Raw genomic sequence first — 17,222 nt, 5'->3', positions numbered from 1 at the left:
AGCCCCAGCCCCGCCGCGCGCTGAATCAGCTCGACGTCGTTGTTCGCGCCGAGCTTCTTCATCGCGCTGATCTTCTGCGCGCTGACCGTCTGCTTGCCCTTGCTCAGGCGCTGTGCGATCGTCTTGATCGGCACGCCCGACAGGTACAGTCGAATCACCTCGATCTCGCGCGCCGACAGCTTCACGGGCGGGTCGCCGCGCGTGCCGAGCGCATCGACCGCGCGCCGGACGGACGGCGACAGATAGGCGCCGCCGCTGTAACTCGAATGGATCGCCGTGACGATGTGGCCGACCTCGTCGAGCTTGCTGACGACGCTCACGTGGCCAATCCCCAGGATCGAGCGGAAGATCAGCGGATTCTCGTTGGCGACCAGCGCGACGATCCCGACGTTCGGCCGCATGCGGCGCAGCCAGTCGAACAGCGCGAGGCCGTCCATCTGCTCGTCGCCGGGAATCGCATAGTCGACCAGCACGACGTCGCAGTCGACGCCGCCGAGCGACGCGACCAGTTCGGCCGCGCTCCGGTAGACCGCGACGAGCTCGATCGCGCAGGTGCTGCCTGCGATCTGCTCGATGCCGGCCAGCGTCAACGGCCAGTCGTACGCGACGACGATGCGAACATTGAATTTCCTCATGCGCAGTTCCTGGTAATTCACCGGCCGCGCCACGCGAAAGGCGTCGGCCGGTTGGGCGTTGAAAGGACGTTCAGGCTACTTTTAGCCTGAACGTCGATTCTATGAACGTACGCAAGGACGCGATATCGGACGGCGTACGAATTGGCCGCCGCAGACGTAATACGGGTTTGATATTTGCACCGGTCCGACGCCCGGCGGCCGGCGGTCGATTGCAGCGGCATCGGCCCGACGGCCAGGGTCGCGCGCCGCGCGGCCGGTCAGCAGGTAAAATTGCGCGTTTGCATGCCACCCCGGCCCGCCGGCGGCGAGCGACGCGCCGCTGCCGGCCGCGCGCCCCGCCCGTTCGCCGGCTTGCCCGTACCGCCCGCTTTCCTCATGACCGATTCCGACCTGCAATCCGACGACACCTCCATCCACGAAGACGGCCTCTGGCGCGACAACGGCTGGACGGCCCGCATCATCAAGAACGAAGACGACGACGGCTGGGCCGTCGAGATGGTCAAGGACGGCGAGTCCGAGCCCGCGCTCGTCGGGCCGTGGACCATGGGCCGCGACAAGAAGAACCCGAAGCCGATGGACGCGAACGCGTTCCGCACGCTCGTGAAAACCGCGACCGAAGTGCTGATGCGGCACGAACAGCAGCGGCGCGCGCTGCTGCACAAGGAAGTGACGGTGCAGGACGAAGCCGGGCAGGATGTGTCGGTGACGCTCGACATCGTGCCGGACGAGTTCGAGCCGTATGCACAGCTCAAGGCATTCGATCCGTATGGCGAGCTGCTGGCCGACGCGAAGGTGTCGGCCGGGTTCAAGCTCAACAAGGCCAGCGCCGAACGCTGGGTCGCCTCGGGCTTCGATCGGCCTGCCTGAGCCCGCACGGCGCGCCGAAGCGCGATCAGGCGCCGGCGCCGCGCTCCGCGCGCGCGAGCCGGCGTGCGGCCAGCTTGCGCCGCACGAGCTGCTCGAACTGCTGCGTCGCGACCTCCGGGTCGCGCGCGGCGAGGCCCAGCAGGTTGCGCGCGAGCTGGATCGGCGTCAGCACGATGCCCCACGGCAGCCCCCACCAGCCGAGCGTGGCCGATGCGAGCAGCGCGAGCGCCTGCTTCCTGCGCCCGCAGCGGCGGCAGCACACGTGGCGCCGCGTGGCCCAGCGCGTGACGAACAGGAGCGACACGACGCGATGCGACGCGTGAACGTCGACCGGCCGCCCTTCTCGCAGGCAGATCGGGCATGGCCCGTAGCGCCAGTCGTCGACGTACTGCCGGACCTTCGCGTCGGGCACCCGTTCGGCCTCGACGACGACCGGATGCGCGTGCGCGCATGCCAGGCCGCAATAGCGGCGCCCGTCGATCGACTGCCCGCCGAGCAGGAACGTCCTGCCGCAGTGACTGCACTCTGCCACGATGACCTCGGATGAACGTGATGCGCCGCGTGCCGGTCGCGCGCACCTCGATGCGCGCGTGCCGGCCGGGCCATTTCATGTTTTAACGGCCGCCGCCGCGACGTCTTGAGCGGTCGCGCGCCATGGCGCGTCAGCTGTGCAGCCCGTGCGCGATCATCAGACGGTACAGCGTCGCGCGCGAGATGCCGAGCTCCGCCGCGACGTCCGCATGCTGGTGGCGGTGACGCAGCAGCGTTTCCTCGATCGCGTGCCGCTCGGCCTGCCGGCGCGCCTGCGCGAGCGTCGGCGGCCGCAGCGACGTGTACGGACGCAATTCGAGATCGGCGGCCGAGATCAGCGGGCCGTTCGTCATCACGACCGCGAAGCGGATCCGGTTGATCAGCTCGCGCACGTTGCCGGGCCACGGATAGTTGTGGATCGCCTCGATCGCGCACGGCGTGAAGCCGCGAATCCGGTACGAGCCGTCGTCGCGATAGCGCCGCAGCACGTCGTCGGCGAGCAGCATGATGTCGCGGCCGCGCATGCGCAGCGGCGGCTCGTCGATCCGCAGCACGCACAGGCGGTAATACAGGTCGGCGCGGAATCGCCCGGCCTGCATCGCGGCCTCGAGATCGACGTGGGTCGCCGACACGATCCGCACGTCGACCGGAATCGACGCATGCCCGCCGAGCCGCTCGATCTTGCCTTCCTGCAGGAACCGCAGCAGGCTCGCCTGGCTCTCGAACGGCATGTCGCCGATTTCGTCGAGAAACAGCGTGCCGCCGTGCGCGGCCTCGATGCGGCCGATCTTGCGCTGGTGCGCGCCGGTGAACGCGCCGCGCTCGTGGCCGAACAGTTCGGCCTGCAGCAGCGTCGTCGGGATGGCCGCGCAGTTCACGGCGACGAACGGTGCATCGGCACGCGACGACTGCCGGTGGATCGCCGCCGCCGTCAGCTCCTTGCCGGTGCCGGATTCGCCGGCGATGAACACGCTCGCGTCGGTGTTCGCGACCTTGCGGATCGTCGCGAACAGCCGGCGCATCGCGCCGCACGCGCCGATCATCGCGCCGTCGGGCGGCGCGGCCTCCGCGGCCGGGTCGCCGTCCGCGAGCTCGAGCATCCCGTATGCATGGCCGACGAGATAGCCGATCGTCGTGTAGGCCGCCGCATTGCGCACGTAGTCGAAGCAGCAATGGCGGATCAGCCGCGCGATCGTGATGTTGCGCAGCCGCTCGCCGTCGGCGAGCGCGACCCAGCCGACGCGCGGGTCACGCAGCAGCGTCTCGAACGACGCAACGTCAGGCGACGCGAAGCTGCCGAAATCGACGATGCCCGCATGCGGACGGTTCGCCTTGACGAGATTCAGCGCGTCCGCGACGGTTTTGGCGCGCCACACTTCCCAGCCGCGCGCCGCGAGCACGTCGACGAGCGCGGCATCGTGCTGCTGCGACAGGTAGACGAGCGGCCGCGACGGCGCGACATGATTGCGCCGGACCGCGAGGAACGGCAGCGTGCTCACCTCCCGTTCGACATCCTCCGCGCCCGACATGCTGAGCTGACAGCAATGGTTCACGATTGCCTCGCCGCATAAGGTTGTGTGTCGGAGCGGCCGTTGCCCGATCGCGCGCGGCGGGGCCTGTGGTCCCGCGGCGCGGCGCCGCTCCGTCCTCGAATCGATGTCGCGTCATCCGATGCGTCAGCGGCAGAACACGACGCGCTGCGTGTAGATCTGCGGCTCGATGACGGGTTTCGCCGATCCGTTGAGATCGTCGCGATAGGCGCGGTAGGTCTTGCCGTTTACCGTCACGTCCGACGCGCGGGCCGTCTCGATCTTGTCGAGCCCGGTATGCCGCCATTCGTTCACCCGGTCCGCCGCGGTGACGCTCGACTCGCCCGCGATCTTCTGCGTGATCGCGCTGCCGTCGCTCCACGGCTGCGTCTGCATGTCCTCGGTGTGCTGCATCGCGCCGACCGTCTTGCCGGTCGACTTCGGCCCGGTCTGCGCGTCGAACGGCGCGCCGCGGCCGTACACCGGCGATTGCCACGACGGCGCGTGACCGGCTTCCGGCACCATGTAGACCATCTGCGGGTCGCCGATCATCATCATCGGCGCGCATGCCGTGTTGTCGGGACGGCCGAGCGTCGACAGCGCCTGCTGGACGCTCGCGGCGTTCGCGAGGGTCTGCTCGCTCAGGATGACGAAGACCGCGGGATTCTGGAAAACCGACTGCGCAGCGGCCTGCACGCTGGCCAGCAACAAAGCGACCAAAAAGATCCTCATGATTGAGGCCTCCTTGCATCCTCGTCACGCAAAAAGAGGTGTTGACCTCGGGGATGGGCACAACACCCGTCAAACCGGAAAAGACGGTCGGGCATCGGGCCGAACGCCTGCCGTGCGACCCGCGCTCCGGTCGCACGGCAAACCGGCCCGCATGCTCACGACGAGGTACTCGTCGAGATGACGGTCGGCGCCGGCGCGACCGGTGCTGCCGGTGCGGCCTGCTGGTCGACCGTGGCGGGTGGCAACGCTTGCGCCGGATCGGTCAGCGCCGGCGTGCCGGCGGCGGCTTGTGCAGCCGCCGTGCCAGCGGCTTCGACCGCGTCCGGCACTTTCGCGTCGGCGGCCGGCAGGTCGGCGGGCGCCGCGGCAACGGCAGGCTGCGCGGGCTCCGGTGCTGGCGCTTCGGCGGCTGCCTGCGGCGCGGGCTCGGCAGCCTTCGCGTCGGCGGCCGGTGCCGCGACGACGGCTGCCGCCGGCATCGGTTCGGCCACCGGCTCACCCGCGGCTTGCGCGGCGTCGGTCGCGGCGGGCATCGGCTCCGGGGCCTTGTCGGCGACCGGCGGGACCTGCTCCGGCGCCTGGTCGGCCACGGCCGGCGCGGGCTCGGGCGCCTTGTCCGCGACCGGCTGCGCGGGCTCCGGCGCCTTCGTATCGGCGACCGGTGCGGCGGGCGCGGGCGATGCCTTGTCTGCCGCTGCCGGCGCGGTGATGACGGCTGCCGCCGGCACGGCGGCCATTGCGGCCGCCGGTACCACCGACGCGGCAGGTGCCGCGGCGACGGCAGGCGCGGCAGCAGCAGCCGGTGCCGCGGCCGCCGGAACTGCGGCGGCAACCGTCGGCACTGCGACGGCCGGAGCAGCCGCGGCGACGGCCGGAGCCGCGGCGACCGGCGCCATCACCGGTACCGGCACCGAAACGGGCGCCGCGCGCATCGACGTCGTCTCGATCGGGCGCGTCGGTGCGGGCGCCGGCGCGGCCGAGCCGAGCGGCGGCAGGCCCATCCGGTCGCGCACGATCGGATCGCGATACTTCACGTCGTCCGCGACGGTCGCTTCGACGCTGGGCGCCACGTTCGAACGCGCGAGCGGCGCGGTCGTGCCCGGGCACAGGTGCCCGGTCGCTTCCACCGCGCGCCGGTTCGCATCGCTCTGGCAGAGCAGCGCGAGCGCCACGTCGGTCAGCCCCATCGCGCGAAATTCACGCGCATCGAGACGCCGCACGCAGGCCTGGTCGACCAGCGTCGTGCCGCCCGTCGCGCCGAACCCCGGGAACGACACGCCGACGCTCACCGAGCCCATGCAGGTATCGGACAGCGTGGTCGTGAGGCCGGGCGCCTGGATCGACGGGTTCGTCTTGATCGTCTGCGTGCCCGAGTAATTGACGTTTTCCGTCGCCTGGGTGTTGTACGGGCTGGTGCCGGGTGCGCCGGCCGCGAGCGCGTTCGTGCTCTGCGGGCTCACGTTGCCGCCGGCCGTGCTGGACGGCAGCGTCACGTTGACGTTCACGCTCGAATTGCCGCTGCCGCGCACTCCGCTGGAGCTGGTGGCATTGCCGCCGCGCGAGCTGGTCGTATTCGTGTTCATGCTCGAGCCGCCGCCCTGGCTGATGGCCGTCGACGATGTCGACGACTGCGCGCTCGACGTCGAATCGGCGGTTTGTGCCTGTGCACCGATCGTGGTCATCGCGAACATCGCCGCACATGCCACCTTGATCCTGTTGCTGTTCATTTCACTCTCCGGACGAGGTTTGTCCTCCACCCAGGCAACCGTACTAATTCCCCTGAATGCCTTCAGTTTTCGCTGCTTCCCCGAACTGCTTCCAGCCGCTGCCCAGCTGGGACCACGAGCCGGCCGACACGCCCTGCCACTGCTGGGTGTCCGGTCCGCCGATGGCACTGCCCGACGAAAGCGTTTGTTGTTCTGACGGTTTGGTTGTCTGGTCAGGGTTGTTTGACGTCTGCATAGTCGATTGCCCACCATCGGCAGCACGGTCAGCGCCATACGCCGTCAGAGACGCGAGCATCAGAGCGGCGGCAATCAGGTTCTGCTTCATGCCAACTCCTTACGTGACAACAATGCGGAAAGGAGACCAGCGTCGCTGGGAAACTGGTCCCCCCCACACCTGACTAATGACTGCTCCCGGTCGCGCTCGAGTCGCCCTGGCTTCCGCCCGATGCGGACGGCGAACCGGCCGGACCGGTACTCCACACGGTCGACGAGTTGTAGTGATTCGAGCCCGCGATCGCGCCCGATCCGCCACTGCCCGTCCATCCCGCGGCACCCGCGTTGGCATTGCCGTGGTCGTTCGCGCCCGTGGCCGTGTAGTGGTTCGCGCCGAGTACGATCGTGGCGGTCACCCCTCCCGAAAGCGCATTCGCGTTCTCGTTCGTGCTGCCGTTTCCAGCGAACGAGCCTGCGGCACCGATACCGCCGCCTGCCGCGAACGCGCCCCCGTTCGTGCCCGAACCGCTGGCCGTCGAAGTCGAGTTGTGATAAGCGGACGCCGTGCCGGCGGAGCCGCTGGGCGTCACGGTACTTCCTGCATTCGCGCCGGCCGTCGATGTCGAATTGCTGGTATAGCTGCCGGAGCCGACCAGCACCGAACCGGAAACACCCGCCGCAACGGATTGCGTCTGGTTGGTCGTGGACGATCCGGCCGCCAACGCAGCGGACGAAATGACGGTGAGCGCTGTCGCTAAAATGACTTTGGCTTTCATAGCAATTCCTTGCTGTGAGGAAGTTCGACGGTGGCGGAGCCGGGCCCGCCCTCGCGGGACGAAACCCGGCATCCGTACCGCCAGCCAATGACGAACGCTACGCGTCGCGGCTTAGTGGTGATACGTCCAGCCGATCGAGCCGGCGTTCGCACCGCTGCTGCCGCCCGCTTGTGCGCCGCCGAAGCCGAAGCCGCCGACCGTCGACGTTTGAGTGTGGTTCGTGTACGAGATCGAACCGCTGCTGCCGCCGCCGGCCGTTGCGCCGGCTGCGCCGAGTGCCGAGCCCGAATCGGTCGCGGAGAAGTGGCCGAACCCGGCGACCCCTGCCATCGTCTGGCCACCGCTCGACGAGTTGCTGCTCGACACCGTGCCGCTGCCGGCGAACGCTGCACCCGAAACCGCCAGAACTGCTGCTGCAATCAGAAGCTTCTTCATGGTCGACTCCATAACGGCGTGGAGAGAATGAGCATGGAAGATCGCACGCCATCAATCTTCCTGCCTCGAGCAATCCTTAAAAATAAGGATCACTATCTAATAAATAATCTATTGCTTACTCGTAAATGGCGTTTTTATTTTTGGCCAGACGAAGTCTAGTTTTATGTTTTTAAGTTGTCCAAAATTTCTGAGTAGGTGTTTTCTATTATTTTTATGAACATTAAAATGCTCTCAAAACACCATTGATGAAATTAACCGGAATGGCGAGCACGTCTTTCCGGCCCGCGATTTTCAATACCCCGTCGAAAACCGATGCCGGCACTGGCACCCGTTTCCGGAATTGAAAATCAGCGAATATATTTACAACCGCAAAATTCAGCGCCCGTGCGACGTGCGCCCTTCATCCGGGCGACGACGGGCCTGCATTGCAGCCAGACGACATGTCTGCTCCCTGAGCTGACGAAGAAAGGCCTTCCGGATAACCCGGCCGACGCGCGTTCGATCTAGTCCGGCCGGTGCCGGCACTGACCCGGCGCGATCGAAACGGCTCTGCACGGTTGAAGAGGAATCGGCGCCACGCTGTTCGGCACGAACGGCATGCCCCATCCGGGAACGCTGAATGAAGTCGAGCGCCGCTGTCGCCGGGTTGCCGCGCGAAGCGACAACCGCTCCAGCACGCGGCGCGCGCGGAGGGCAGGAAATCTGCAAGGCGCAACCGGCGACGCTGGCACTGCGCCGCAAGCCACACCCCGATCGTGCCGACTACCCCTGTGGTCCGCCAGAAACGCGCGGATCAAGCCACTGCTTATAGTGTTCATCGCCGCTTCCCCGACTGGCTCGTGACGAACTGGCCGCCCCCACATCATTGTTGCAACGTGTCGACCGCTCGCCGGTGCGTCCCATGCCGCAAACCGCATGCCACGCGATATTCCACCGAGCATTGCGCGCCGCATGCGACCGCCAGCCCTGACGATTTCGCCCGGAACGGCATTTTTTGTTTCAGGAATGTATCGCGATAACGGGATGCAGTTGGCAGCGATCATTGAACACTGCGACGTAATGCCGTGATTTGACGGACGAATCCGGCGTGCCGAGGCGCCCCGGACGCCCCTGCGAACGGTTGTTTCAAACTTGAGAAGCGGCCGTCGACACCCGGCCCACGGTTCGCGCGTTTCCACTGACAAACCGCGTGTTGCGGCATGCCGGCAACCGTCCATCCCCCCCGGCGGACGGGGATCCCGGCGCTCGATGATCCCCGCCGAACGGCCGCCGATACGACCGGAACACGGGTTCACCCCGAAATACGAAACGAATTTGATTCATCCGTGAAAATACCCACACGATCATCCGGTGAAAAAAGCTTGCCTTCCGGCACGTTGCAGGCGTAATAATTAAAACAAATGTAAACCCGCGATCCCGGCAAAAACGTACGCATCATTTTTCATTTCCGTTCGATTCACCTTTCACCGCCTGGCCTCGATGAGCAATTCATTGAAGAGACGTTTTCGATCGGTTATCCGCCTAATTCTCATCACTGAAACATGCCGATTAAAAACCGCTTTCACGCCTTCAATGTCTTAAAAGCCTGATTCGACGCGCGTTTCGTCGTATCGAACCGTATCGATCCCGCGATCGCCACGGGCGCTTCCCTGTCCCCACGATTCACGCATGAAACACAAACGCGCGTGCCGAACGGCCATTGCGCGGCCACGCCCGCATCCAGCGGGACTTCGTCATTCATGGCATGCCGATTGCCTGATGTCCGGCTCTCACCGAGCGGCACGCCACGGCACACGACATACAAGCGGCGGCCCCTCGTCAATCAGCGTGTCGGGGAAAAGGCGATGAAGATCACCACCGATCGATCGACGCTTGCGTCGTTCAAGCATCAACGGGGTTGTCAGCGAAACCGGAGCGCCTGTCGCGGCGCTTCGTCGACATCGGCACATGCGGACCGGCGCCCGCCGAAGCGATACCCGTGCAGCGGGATGGAACGGGTGCGCGACGCCGTCGAGTACATCGACGTGTGGTTCCTGGAGATGCTCGACGAAGGAGAAAGCGATGAATGACAGGGTCGCGATCGACACGCGCGCCGGCCGGCGCGTACTGGTGACGGGTGGCGCAGGTTTTCTCGGCAGCTACGTCTGCGAACGGCTCGTCATGGAAGGCGCATTCGTCACCTGCGTCGACAGCCTGCTGACGGGACGCAAGCTCAACGTCGCCGACCTGAAGGCGTCCGGCCGGTTCGAATTCGTGAAGGGCGACGTGTCGCTCGGCCTGCCGCAGCTGCAGGTGGATGAAATCTGGAATCTCGCGTGCGCGGCCTCCCCGCCCACCTACCAGATCGATCCGGTCCACACGATGATGACGAACGTGCTCGGCATGAACCACTGTCTCGCGCTGGCGCGCCGGACCGGCGCGCGCGTGTTCCAGGCGTCGACCAGCGAGATCTACGGCGACCCCGGCGTCCATCCGCAGATGGAAACCTATCGCGGCAACGTGAACACGATCGGCCCGCGTGCGTGCTACGACGAAGGCAAGCGTGCGGCCGAGGCGCTGTGCTACGACTACTACCGTTCGCACGGCGTCGACGTGCGCGTCGCGCGCATCTTCAATACCTACGGGCCGCGCATGTCGCCGCGCGACGGCCGCGTCGTGTCGAACTTCATCGTCGCCGCGCTCAATGGCGCCGCGCTCGAGATCTACGGCGACGGCCGGCAGACACGCTCGTTCTGCTTCGTCAGCGACCTGATCGACGGCTTCTTCAGCCTGATGGACGCCCCGCGCAACGTCGGCACACCGGTCAACATCGGCAATCCCGGCGAATTCACGATGATCGAACTTGCGGAGCAAGTCCTCGCGATCACGGGCTCGACCTCGGAGATCGTGTTCCGGCCGCTGCCGATCGACGATCCGCACCAGCGCAAGCCCGACATTTCGGTCGCCGCGACGGAGCTCGGCTGGCGGCCGGCGATCGATCTCGACGAAGGCCTGCGCCGCACGGTCGACTATTTCAGCCGCGAACTGTGGCTCGCGCCGGTGCTGCGCGGGACCGGAGCGGTCGCATGAAAGTGCTCGTGACAGGGGGAGCGGGCTATATCGGCAGCCATACGTGCAAGGCGCTCGCGGAAGCGGGACACGAGCCCGTCGCGTACGACAACCTGTCGACCGGTCATCGCGACGCGGTCCGCTGGGGGCCGCTCGTCGCGGCCGACATCCTCGACGGCGATGCGCTGTCGCACGCGCTCGCCGCGCACCGGCCCGACGTCGTGATCCATTTCGCCGCGCTCGCCTACGTCGGCGAATCGGTGCTCGCGCCCGAGCGCTACTACACGGTCAACGTGACGGGCACCTGCACGCTGCTGAGCGCGATGCGCGCAGCCGGCGTGGGCAGGATCGTGATGTCGTCGTCGTGCGCGACGTACGGCATTCCGGAGACGCTGCCGATCTCGGAACGCACGCCGCAGCGGCCGATCAATCCGTACGGCTTCACGAAGTACGCGATGGAGCGGATGGCCGCCGATTTCGAACGCGCGTACGGGCTGAAATGGATCGCGCTGCGCTACTTCAACGCGGCGGGCGCGGACCCCGACGGCGCGATCGGCGAATGCCACGCACCGGAAACGCACGCGCTGCCGCTGGCGATCCGCGCGGCGCTGCGCACCGGCGACGCATTCCGGGTAATGGGCACCGACTACCCGACGCCGGACGGCTCGGCGATTCGCGACTACGTGCACGTGAGCGACCTTGCCGACGCCCACCTGAAGGCAAGCGCCTATCTGTGCGGCGGCGGCCCGAGCGTCGCGCTGAACCTCGGCACCGGAAACGGGACGTCGGTGCTCGCCGCGTTGCGCGCGGTCGAGGCCGTGACCGGCCGCCGCGTGCCGACGGTGCTGGCCGCGCGCCGCCCGGGCGATCCGCCCGCGCTGTACGCCGACGCGACGATGGCCGCGCGGGTGCTCGGCTGGCGGCCCCGCTTCACCGCGATCGAGCCGATGGTCGAACACGCTGCGGCGTGGTTTCAGAAGGAGCGGCAACGCGAATCCAGCAGGTAACGACGCAAGCGTCGTCACAAGCCACCCAGGGGAACAACCATGAATGTGCGGATCGCCATCGTCGGTACGGGCTACGTCGGCCTGGTCAGCGGCGCATGCCTTGCCGAGCTCGGGCATGACGTCGTCTGCATCGACAACAATCGCGGCAAGATCGACGCGCTGAACGAAGGCCGCATGCCGATCTACGAACCGGGTCTCGACGCCGTCGTCGCCCGCAACGTCGAACGCGGCACGCTGCGCTTCAGCAGCGACCTCGCCGCCAGCGTGCGCGATCGCGATGCGGTGTTCATCGCGGTCGGCACGCCGACGCTGCCCGGCACCGACCACGCGGATTTGCAATACGTCGAGGCGGCGGCGCGGGAAATCGCGGCGAACCTGACCGGCTTCGCGGTGATCGTCACCAAGTCGACGGTGCCGGTCGGCACCAACCGGATCGTCGCGCAGATCGTCGACTGCTGCGCACCGGACGGCGTCGACGCGGCGATCGCGTCGAATCCGGAATTCCTGCGCGAAGGCTCGGCGATCGACGATTTCATGCATCCCGATCGCATCGTGTTCGGCGCCGAGCATCCGCGTGCGATCGAGATCATGAAGGCGATCTACGCGCCGCTGGAAGCGGCCGGCCATCTCGTGCTCGCGACCGAGATCGAGACGGCCGAACTCGTCAAATACGCGGCGAATGCGTTTCTCGCGGTGAAGATCAGCTACATCAACGAGATCTCCGACCTGTGCGAAGCGGTCGGCGCCGACGTCGAGCTGGTCGCGAACGGGATGGGCCTCGACCGGCGCATCGGCGCGTCGTTCCTGAAAGCCGGCCCCGGCTGGGGCGGCTCGTGCTTCCCGAAGGACACGCGCGCGCTGAAGGCGACGGCCTCCCAGCATGCGGTGCCGCTGCGCATCGTCAGCGCGGCGATCGAATCGAACGCGCTGCGCAAGGAGCAGATCCTCCGGCGCATCGAGAACGCGTGCGGCGGCTCGATCAAGGGCAAGCGCATCGCGGTGCTCGGCCTCACCTTCAAAGGCCAGACCGACGACGTGCGCGAAAGCCCGAGCATCGACGTAATCCAGTTGCTCGTCGGCGCCGGCGCACATATCCGCGCGTACGACCCGGCGCGTCCGCACGAGGCGTCGCGGCTGCTGCCGCAGGTGTTCATGGAAGGCTCCGCGGTCGATGCGGTACGCAGCGCCGATGCCGTCGTCGTGATGACCGAATGGAAGGCGTTCGAGACGCTCGATCTCGCCGACCTCGCGGATCACATGGCCGACCCCGTGATGCTCGACATGCGCAACCTGTTCAGCGAACGGCGGGCCGCCGACAGCGGCTTTCGCCGCTACGAACGCGTGGGCCGCTCGTGCGGCGAGCGCTCGCCGGCAGACCCGGCCGCGGAACCCGCGAACGCGAACGCGGACACCCGGCCGCAGCGCGGCCTGCTTCAGCACTGATGGTCCGACCTTGACGGGAGAGCACCATGAAGAAGCTGGTTGCGTCGCCTGCCGGTGCGCTTGCGCCGGATACCGCCGATACCACGGACGCTCCGGACACCGAAGCAGGTCGCGCCGATGCGCGGCACGCGGCGGTTCCGTTCGTGGTCCCGCTGATGGACAGCGGGACCCGGATCGTGTTCCAGATCCTCGCGCTGGGCTGGTTCGTCGCGCTGGGCATCTTCTGGCGCTGGTGGCTGCGCGACGAGCACTATGTCGATGCGTTCCGCTTCGGCGTCAACTGCTTCGTGCTGTTCTGGACCACCTTCATTCCCGGCTATTTCATCTTCATCATCCGCTCGGCGGTCGTGCCGAACCCCGCGCTGCCCGTGCCGCGCGACTGGCGCGTCGCGATGGTCGTCACCAAGGCGCCGTCCGAGCCGTTCGACATCGTGCGCACGACGCTGCTCGCGATGCTCGACCAGACCTATCCGCACGACACGTGGCTCGCCGATGAAGACCCGTCGCCCGCCACGCTCGACTGGTGCCGCGAGCACGGCGTGTTCGTGTCGACGCGGCGCGGCATCGCCGCGTATCACCGGGCGAGCTGGCCGCGCCGGACCCGCTGCAAGGAAGGCAATCTCGCGTACTTCTACGACCGGGTCGGCTACGACAACTACGATTTCGTGTCGCAGCTCGACGCCGACCACGTGCCGACCCGCACCTATCTCGAGGAAATGCTCCGGCCGTTCGTCGATCCGGACGTCGGCTACGTGTCGGCCCCGAGCATCTGCGACAGCAATGCGGCCGGCAGCTGGAGCGCGCGCGGCCGCGTCAACGTCGAAGGGCCGCTGCACGGCACGATGCAGGCCGGCTACGCGGGCGGCCTCGCGCCGCTGTGCATCGGCTCGCACTATGCGGTGCGCTGCCGCGCGCTGCGCGAGATCGGCGGGCTCGGGCCCGAACTCGCCGAGGATCACTCGACCACGATGATCTTCAACGCGAAGGGCTGGCGCGGCATGCATGCGCTGAACGCGATCGCGAACGGCGAAGGACCGCGCACGTTCGGCGATCTCGCGACGCAGGAATTCCAGTGGTCCAAGAGCGTGATGATCATCATGCTGCGCTACACGCGCCGCTATTTCATGGGCCTGCCGCTGAAGCTGAAGGCGCAGTTCCTGTTCTGCCAGCTGTGGTATCCGCTGTGCGCGCTCGCGATGGCCGGCAGCGTCGTGATTCCGGTCGTCGCGTTGCTGACCGGCCGCGTGTGGGCGCACGTCGACTACCTCACGTACCTCACCTACGCGCTGCCGCTCACCGTGCTGATCCTGTGCGTCGTGACGTGGGCCACGCATTCGACGCAGTCGTGCCGGCCGCTGAATACCAAGCTGTTGTCGTGGGAGGGGCTCACGTTCGTGTTCGCGCGCTGGCCGTGGGTCGTGCTCGGCTGCGTGTCGGCGCTGCTCGACTGCGTGCGCGGCAGGGAATTTCCGTTCAAGGTCACGCCGAAGGGCGGCATGGTCGAGCAGGACGCGCCGCTGCGCGTCGTCGCGCCTTACCTGCTGATCTCGCTGTTCTGCAGCCTGCCGGTGGTCGCGATCGAGAATCCGCGCAACGCGGCCGGCTTCTATCTGTTCTCGACGCTGACGGGCATCCTGTATTTCGTGATCGCCGCCGTCATCGCCGTGCATCACGGCAAGGAGCAAGGACTCGACGCGTCGACGTTCACGCAGATGTTCGTCAGCCGCCTGCCCGTGCGCAACGCGCTGTTCGTCTTCGCGCTGGCGATGCTGCTGACGGCCATCGGGTTGCGCGCACCGCACGGTTGGCAGGCGATGATGTGGCGCTCGGGCGTGCCGGTCGTCGCGATGGTCGAACCCGCGGCGGGAGAGCCGGTGAAGCAGCCCGCGCTTGGCGCCTACGACCCCGACGACGCGCTCGCGGCCGCGCCGGGCATCGCATTCGATCATGTATTCGTGTCGTGGAACGCGCCCGATATCGACGCGGAAATCGGCAACGCATACCGGGCCGCGCAAGCCCGCAACCGCTCGCTGATGCTGACCGTCGAGCCGTGGGCGGCGGACGGCACGCGACCGGGCACGTTGCTCGCCGATATCGCGCGCGGCCGCTACGACGCGCGGATCGCCGCGACCTGCTCGGCGCTCGCCGCGTTGAAGGGGCCGGTGTTCGTGCGATGGGGCCACGAGATGGAGACGGACACCGGACGCTATCCGTGGGCCGTCGGCGATGCCTCGGCTTACGTCGATGCGTACCGGCGCGTCGTCACCGCGTGCCGCACGATGACCGACCAGATCCGCTTCGTGTGGTCGCCGGCCGGCAACCGCAATCTCGGCGACTATTTCCCGGGGCGCGGCTATGTGGACGAAGTCGGCCTGTCGGTATTCGACTGCCCGCGCTGCGCGATCTGGCCGCCCGGCGGCCGGTTCTCGGCCGCGAGCATCCTGCGCACCAAATACGAACGGGTGGCCGACTACGGCTTGCCGGTGATGGTCGCGGAGCTCGGCGTCGACGGGTCGAATGCGCGCAAGCGTGCGGAACTCGACGAATTCCAGCGCTCGCTGTGGCGCTATCCGTTGTTGAAGGCGGTGGTCTACTTCAACGCGGTCGACACGCCCGGCGCGTGGCCCGCGCACTATGTGCCGGACTGGCGGATCGCGCCGGCGTACCTGCAGACGACGGTCGTCGCGAAATGACGATCGGCGAGCGGCCGGCCGTTAGCCGAGCAGTTCCTTCTTGCGCAGATGCACGACGTCGCGCATCGGCGGCGCGCCGAACAGCCGGCTGTATTCGCGGCTGAACTGCGACGCGCTTTCGTAGCCGACCACGGCCGCCACCGAGCCGACGTCGCCGCCCTGCCGCAGCAACAGCCGCCGCGCCTCGTGCAGCCGCAGCTGCTTCTGGTACTGCAACGGGCTCAGCGTCGTCACGTGCTTGAAATGATGGTGCAGCGACGACACGCTCATGTTGACCGCCTGCGCGAGCGACTCGACGCGCATCGGCTCCGCGAAGTGATCGCGGATCCATTCGATCGCACGCGCGATCCGGTGCGTCTGGCTGCCCGCGATCGCCATGTGCCGCAGCCGCGTGCCCTGCCCGCTGATCATCAGCCGGTACAGCACTTCCTTTTCGATCAGCGGCGCGACGACCGCGATGTCGGCCGGCGTATCGAGCAGCCGCAGCAGCCGCAACGCCGCATCGAGCAGCGGCGGCGTCAGTTCCGCGAGCGCGATCCCCTCGCCCTCCGGGCCCGCGTCGGGCTCGGGCAGCCGCATCTCGGCCGCCAGCTCGACGATGCGCTGCGGGTCGAGCGTCAGCGACAGGCACAGGTACGGCGCATCCGGCGACGCACGCGTCACGCGCGACAGGATCGGCAAGTCGATCGACGTAATCAGGCAATTGTGGGTGTCGTATTCGTAAGCCTGGCCGGCCACGATCACGCGCTTCGCGCCCTGCGCGGCGATCACCAGCGCGGCGCGCGATACGCCGCAGCCGAGATCGACCGGCCGCGTGTGCCGATGCAGCATCAGGCCCGGCACGGCGGTCGAGTGCGAGCCGTCCGCGGGCGCGAAACGGCCGATCAGCGACGCCAGTTCGCGCCGCCCGGATTCGCGCGACGCCACGATATCGGTCATGTCCATGACGCTTCCTCGAATGATTTCCCGTGTCGCGCGAGCATAGCGAAACGGCTCGCGGCGTGCGGGGAATTTGCAGGATTGTTCAATAAATTTGCAGGATTGGGTAGACGCAAAAAACGATGCCTCGCGCACACTGCCGGCTAACCCGGCGCATGCCGGGTTTTCCCCACGGAGACAACAACATGCCTACCTCGTTTGTCCTGAACGGCAAGAACGTCACGCTCGACGCCGATCCGTCGATGCCCGTCCTCTGGGCGATTCGCGAACACGCGGGACTGACCGGCACGAAATTCGGCTGCGGCATGGCGCAGTGCGGCGCGTGCACGGTGCATCTCGAAGGCCAGGCCGTCCGCTCGTGCGTGCTGCCGCTCGCCGGCATCGCGGGCAAGCACGTCACGACGATCGAAGGCCTGCAGAGCAAGCCCGCGCAGGCCGTGCAGGCCGCGTGGGTCAAGCTGCAGGTGCCGCAATGCGGCTATTGCCAGTCCGGCCAGATCATGTCGGCCACCGCCTTGCTCGAACAGAACCCGAAGCCGACCGACGCGGACATCGACGCCGCGATGAACGGCAACCTTTGCCGCTGTGCGACCTACGCCCGCATCCGGGCCGCGATCCACGACGCGGCCGCGACGCTGGGAGCCTGA

The 17,222-nt window shown here is 67.3% G+C and carries 17 protein-coding genes; 7 read left to right on the top strand and 10 right to left on the bottom strand.

Translation table 11 applies throughout. From position 1 onward, the window contains the following. The coding region (locus H0X91_RS20135; protein ID WP_196433283.1) for a response regulator transcription factor at positions 1–635 on the bottom strand (635 nt) is incomplete at its 3' end. A gap of 375 nt (positions 636–1,010) precedes the next feature. Between H0X91_RS20135 and H0X91_RS20130 the strand changes: the two genes are divergently transcribed. Beyond that, positions 1,011–1,502 (top strand): hypothetical protein, encoded by a 492-nt coding sequence (locus H0X91_RS20130; protein WP_011547320.1) that lies wholly within the window; start codon positions 1,011–1,013, stop codon positions 1,500–1,502. A gap of 25 nt (positions 1,503–1,527) precedes the next feature. Here H0X91_RS20130 and H0X91_RS20125 read toward each other — a convergent pair whose 3' ends face one another. From H0X91_RS20125 to H0X91_RS20090, 8 genes are all read right to left on the bottom strand, one after another. Beyond that, the gene (locus H0X91_RS20125; RefSeq protein ID WP_062884851.1) at positions 1,528–2,034 is read right to left on the bottom strand and encodes a hypothetical protein; all 507 of its coding nucleotides are present in this window, start codon (positions 2,032–2,034) and stop codon (positions 1,528–1,530) included. Between the two features lie 130 nt (positions 2,035–2,164). Then, complete coding sequence (locus H0X91_RS20120; protein ID WP_112751274.1) at positions 2,165–3,562, bottom strand: sigma-54 dependent transcriptional regulator; 1,398 nt, start codon at positions 3,560–3,562, stop codon at positions 2,165–2,167. A 147-nt stretch (positions 3,563–3,709) separates the two neighbouring features. Continuing rightward, complete coding sequence (locus H0X91_RS20115) at positions 3,710–4,294, bottom strand: hypothetical protein (protein ID WP_006496160.1); 585 nt, start codon at positions 4,292–4,294, stop codon at positions 3,710–3,712. Positions 4,295–4,449: 155 nt separating this feature from the next. Then, positions 4,450–6,021: a hypothetical protein gene (locus H0X91_RS20110; RefSeq protein WP_062910369.1), complete on the bottom strand. Its 1,572-nt coding sequence runs from the start codon at positions 6,019–6,021 to the stop codon at positions 4,450–4,452. Between the two features lie 43 nt (positions 6,022–6,064). After that, positions 6,065–6,346: a hypothetical protein gene (locus H0X91_RS20105; protein ID WP_006491003.1), complete on the bottom strand. Its 282-nt coding sequence runs from the start codon at positions 6,344–6,346 to the stop codon at positions 6,065–6,067. Between the two features lie 73 nt (positions 6,347–6,419). Beyond that, positions 6,420–7,010, bottom strand: coding sequence for a hypothetical protein (locus H0X91_RS20100; protein WP_006491002.1), 591 nt, complete (start codon positions 7,008–7,010; stop codon positions 6,420–6,422). Positions 7,011–7,121: 111 nt separating this feature from the next. Then, positions 7,122–7,445, bottom strand: coding sequence for a hypothetical protein (locus H0X91_RS20095; protein WP_006491010.1), 324 nt, complete (start codon positions 7,443–7,445; stop codon positions 7,122–7,124). A gap of 1,561 nt (positions 7,446–9,006) precedes the next feature. Continuing rightward, positions 9,007–9,186: a hypothetical protein gene (locus H0X91_RS20090; RefSeq protein WP_006491001.1), complete on the bottom strand. Its 180-nt coding sequence runs from the start codon at positions 9,184–9,186 to the stop codon at positions 9,007–9,009. A 103-nt stretch (positions 9,187–9,289) separates the two neighbouring features. On the opposite strand from H0X91_RS20090, the gene H0X91_RS34990 reads away from it, so the two are divergent. From H0X91_RS34990 to H0X91_RS20065, 5 genes are read left to right on the top strand one after another with little or no spacing between them, the layout of a single operon-like run. Continuing rightward, positions 9,290–9,514: a hypothetical protein gene (locus tag H0X91_RS34990; RefSeq protein ID WP_006491004.1), complete on the top strand. Its 225-nt coding sequence runs from the start codon at positions 9,290–9,292 to the stop codon at positions 9,512–9,514. Continuing rightward, complete coding sequence (locus H0X91_RS20080; protein ID WP_006491006.1) at positions 9,507–10,514, top strand: UDP-glucuronic acid decarboxylase family protein; 1,008 nt, start codon at positions 9,507–9,509, stop codon at positions 10,512–10,514. Before H0X91_RS34990 ends, H0X91_RS20080 begins: the two co-directional genes overlap by 8 nt. Beyond that, positions 10,511–11,500, top strand: a complete 990-nt coding sequence (galE, locus tag H0X91_RS20075; protein WP_034202119.1) for a UDP-glucose 4-epimerase GalE — start codon at positions 10,511–10,513, stop codon at positions 11,498–11,500. Before H0X91_RS20080 ends, galE begins: the two co-directional genes overlap by 4 nt. Before the next feature lie 39 nt (positions 11,501–11,539). After that, on the top strand, positions 11,540–12,943 hold the full coding sequence (locus tag H0X91_RS20070; protein WP_062910368.1) for a UDP-glucose dehydrogenase family protein: 1,404 nt from the start codon (positions 11,540–11,542) through the stop codon (positions 12,941–12,943). 26 nt (positions 12,944–12,969) lie between these two features. Then, entirely contained in the window at positions 12,970–15,636 is a 2,667-nt protein-coding gene (locus tag H0X91_RS20065; RefSeq protein WP_058903308.1) for a glycosyltransferase, read from the top strand. A gap of 21 nt (positions 15,637–15,657) precedes the next feature. Here H0X91_RS20065 and H0X91_RS20060 read toward each other — a convergent pair whose 3' ends face one another. Next, positions 15,658–16,581 (bottom strand): AraC family transcriptional regulator, encoded by a 924-nt coding sequence (locus H0X91_RS20060; protein WP_006485801.1) that lies wholly within the window; start codon positions 16,579–16,581, stop codon positions 15,658–15,660. 179 nt (positions 16,582–16,760) lie between these two features. Between H0X91_RS20060 and H0X91_RS20055 the strand changes: the two genes are divergently transcribed. After that, the gene (locus tag H0X91_RS20055; RefSeq protein ID WP_006480868.1) at positions 16,761–17,222 is read left to right on the top strand and encodes a (2Fe-2S)-binding protein; all 462 of its coding nucleotides are present in this window, start codon (positions 16,761–16,763) and stop codon (positions 17,220–17,222) included.

Origin of the sequence: Burkholderia sp. 9777_1386, from assembly GCF_015712265.1 — a bacterium.
In the GTDB taxonomy this organism is placed as follows: domain Bacteria; phylum Pseudomonadota; class Gammaproteobacteria; order Burkholderiales; family Burkholderiaceae; genus Burkholderia; species Burkholderia cenocepacia.
Note: the sequence above shows the minus strand (reverse complement) of the source record. Positions and strands in the feature narration are given on the sequence as shown.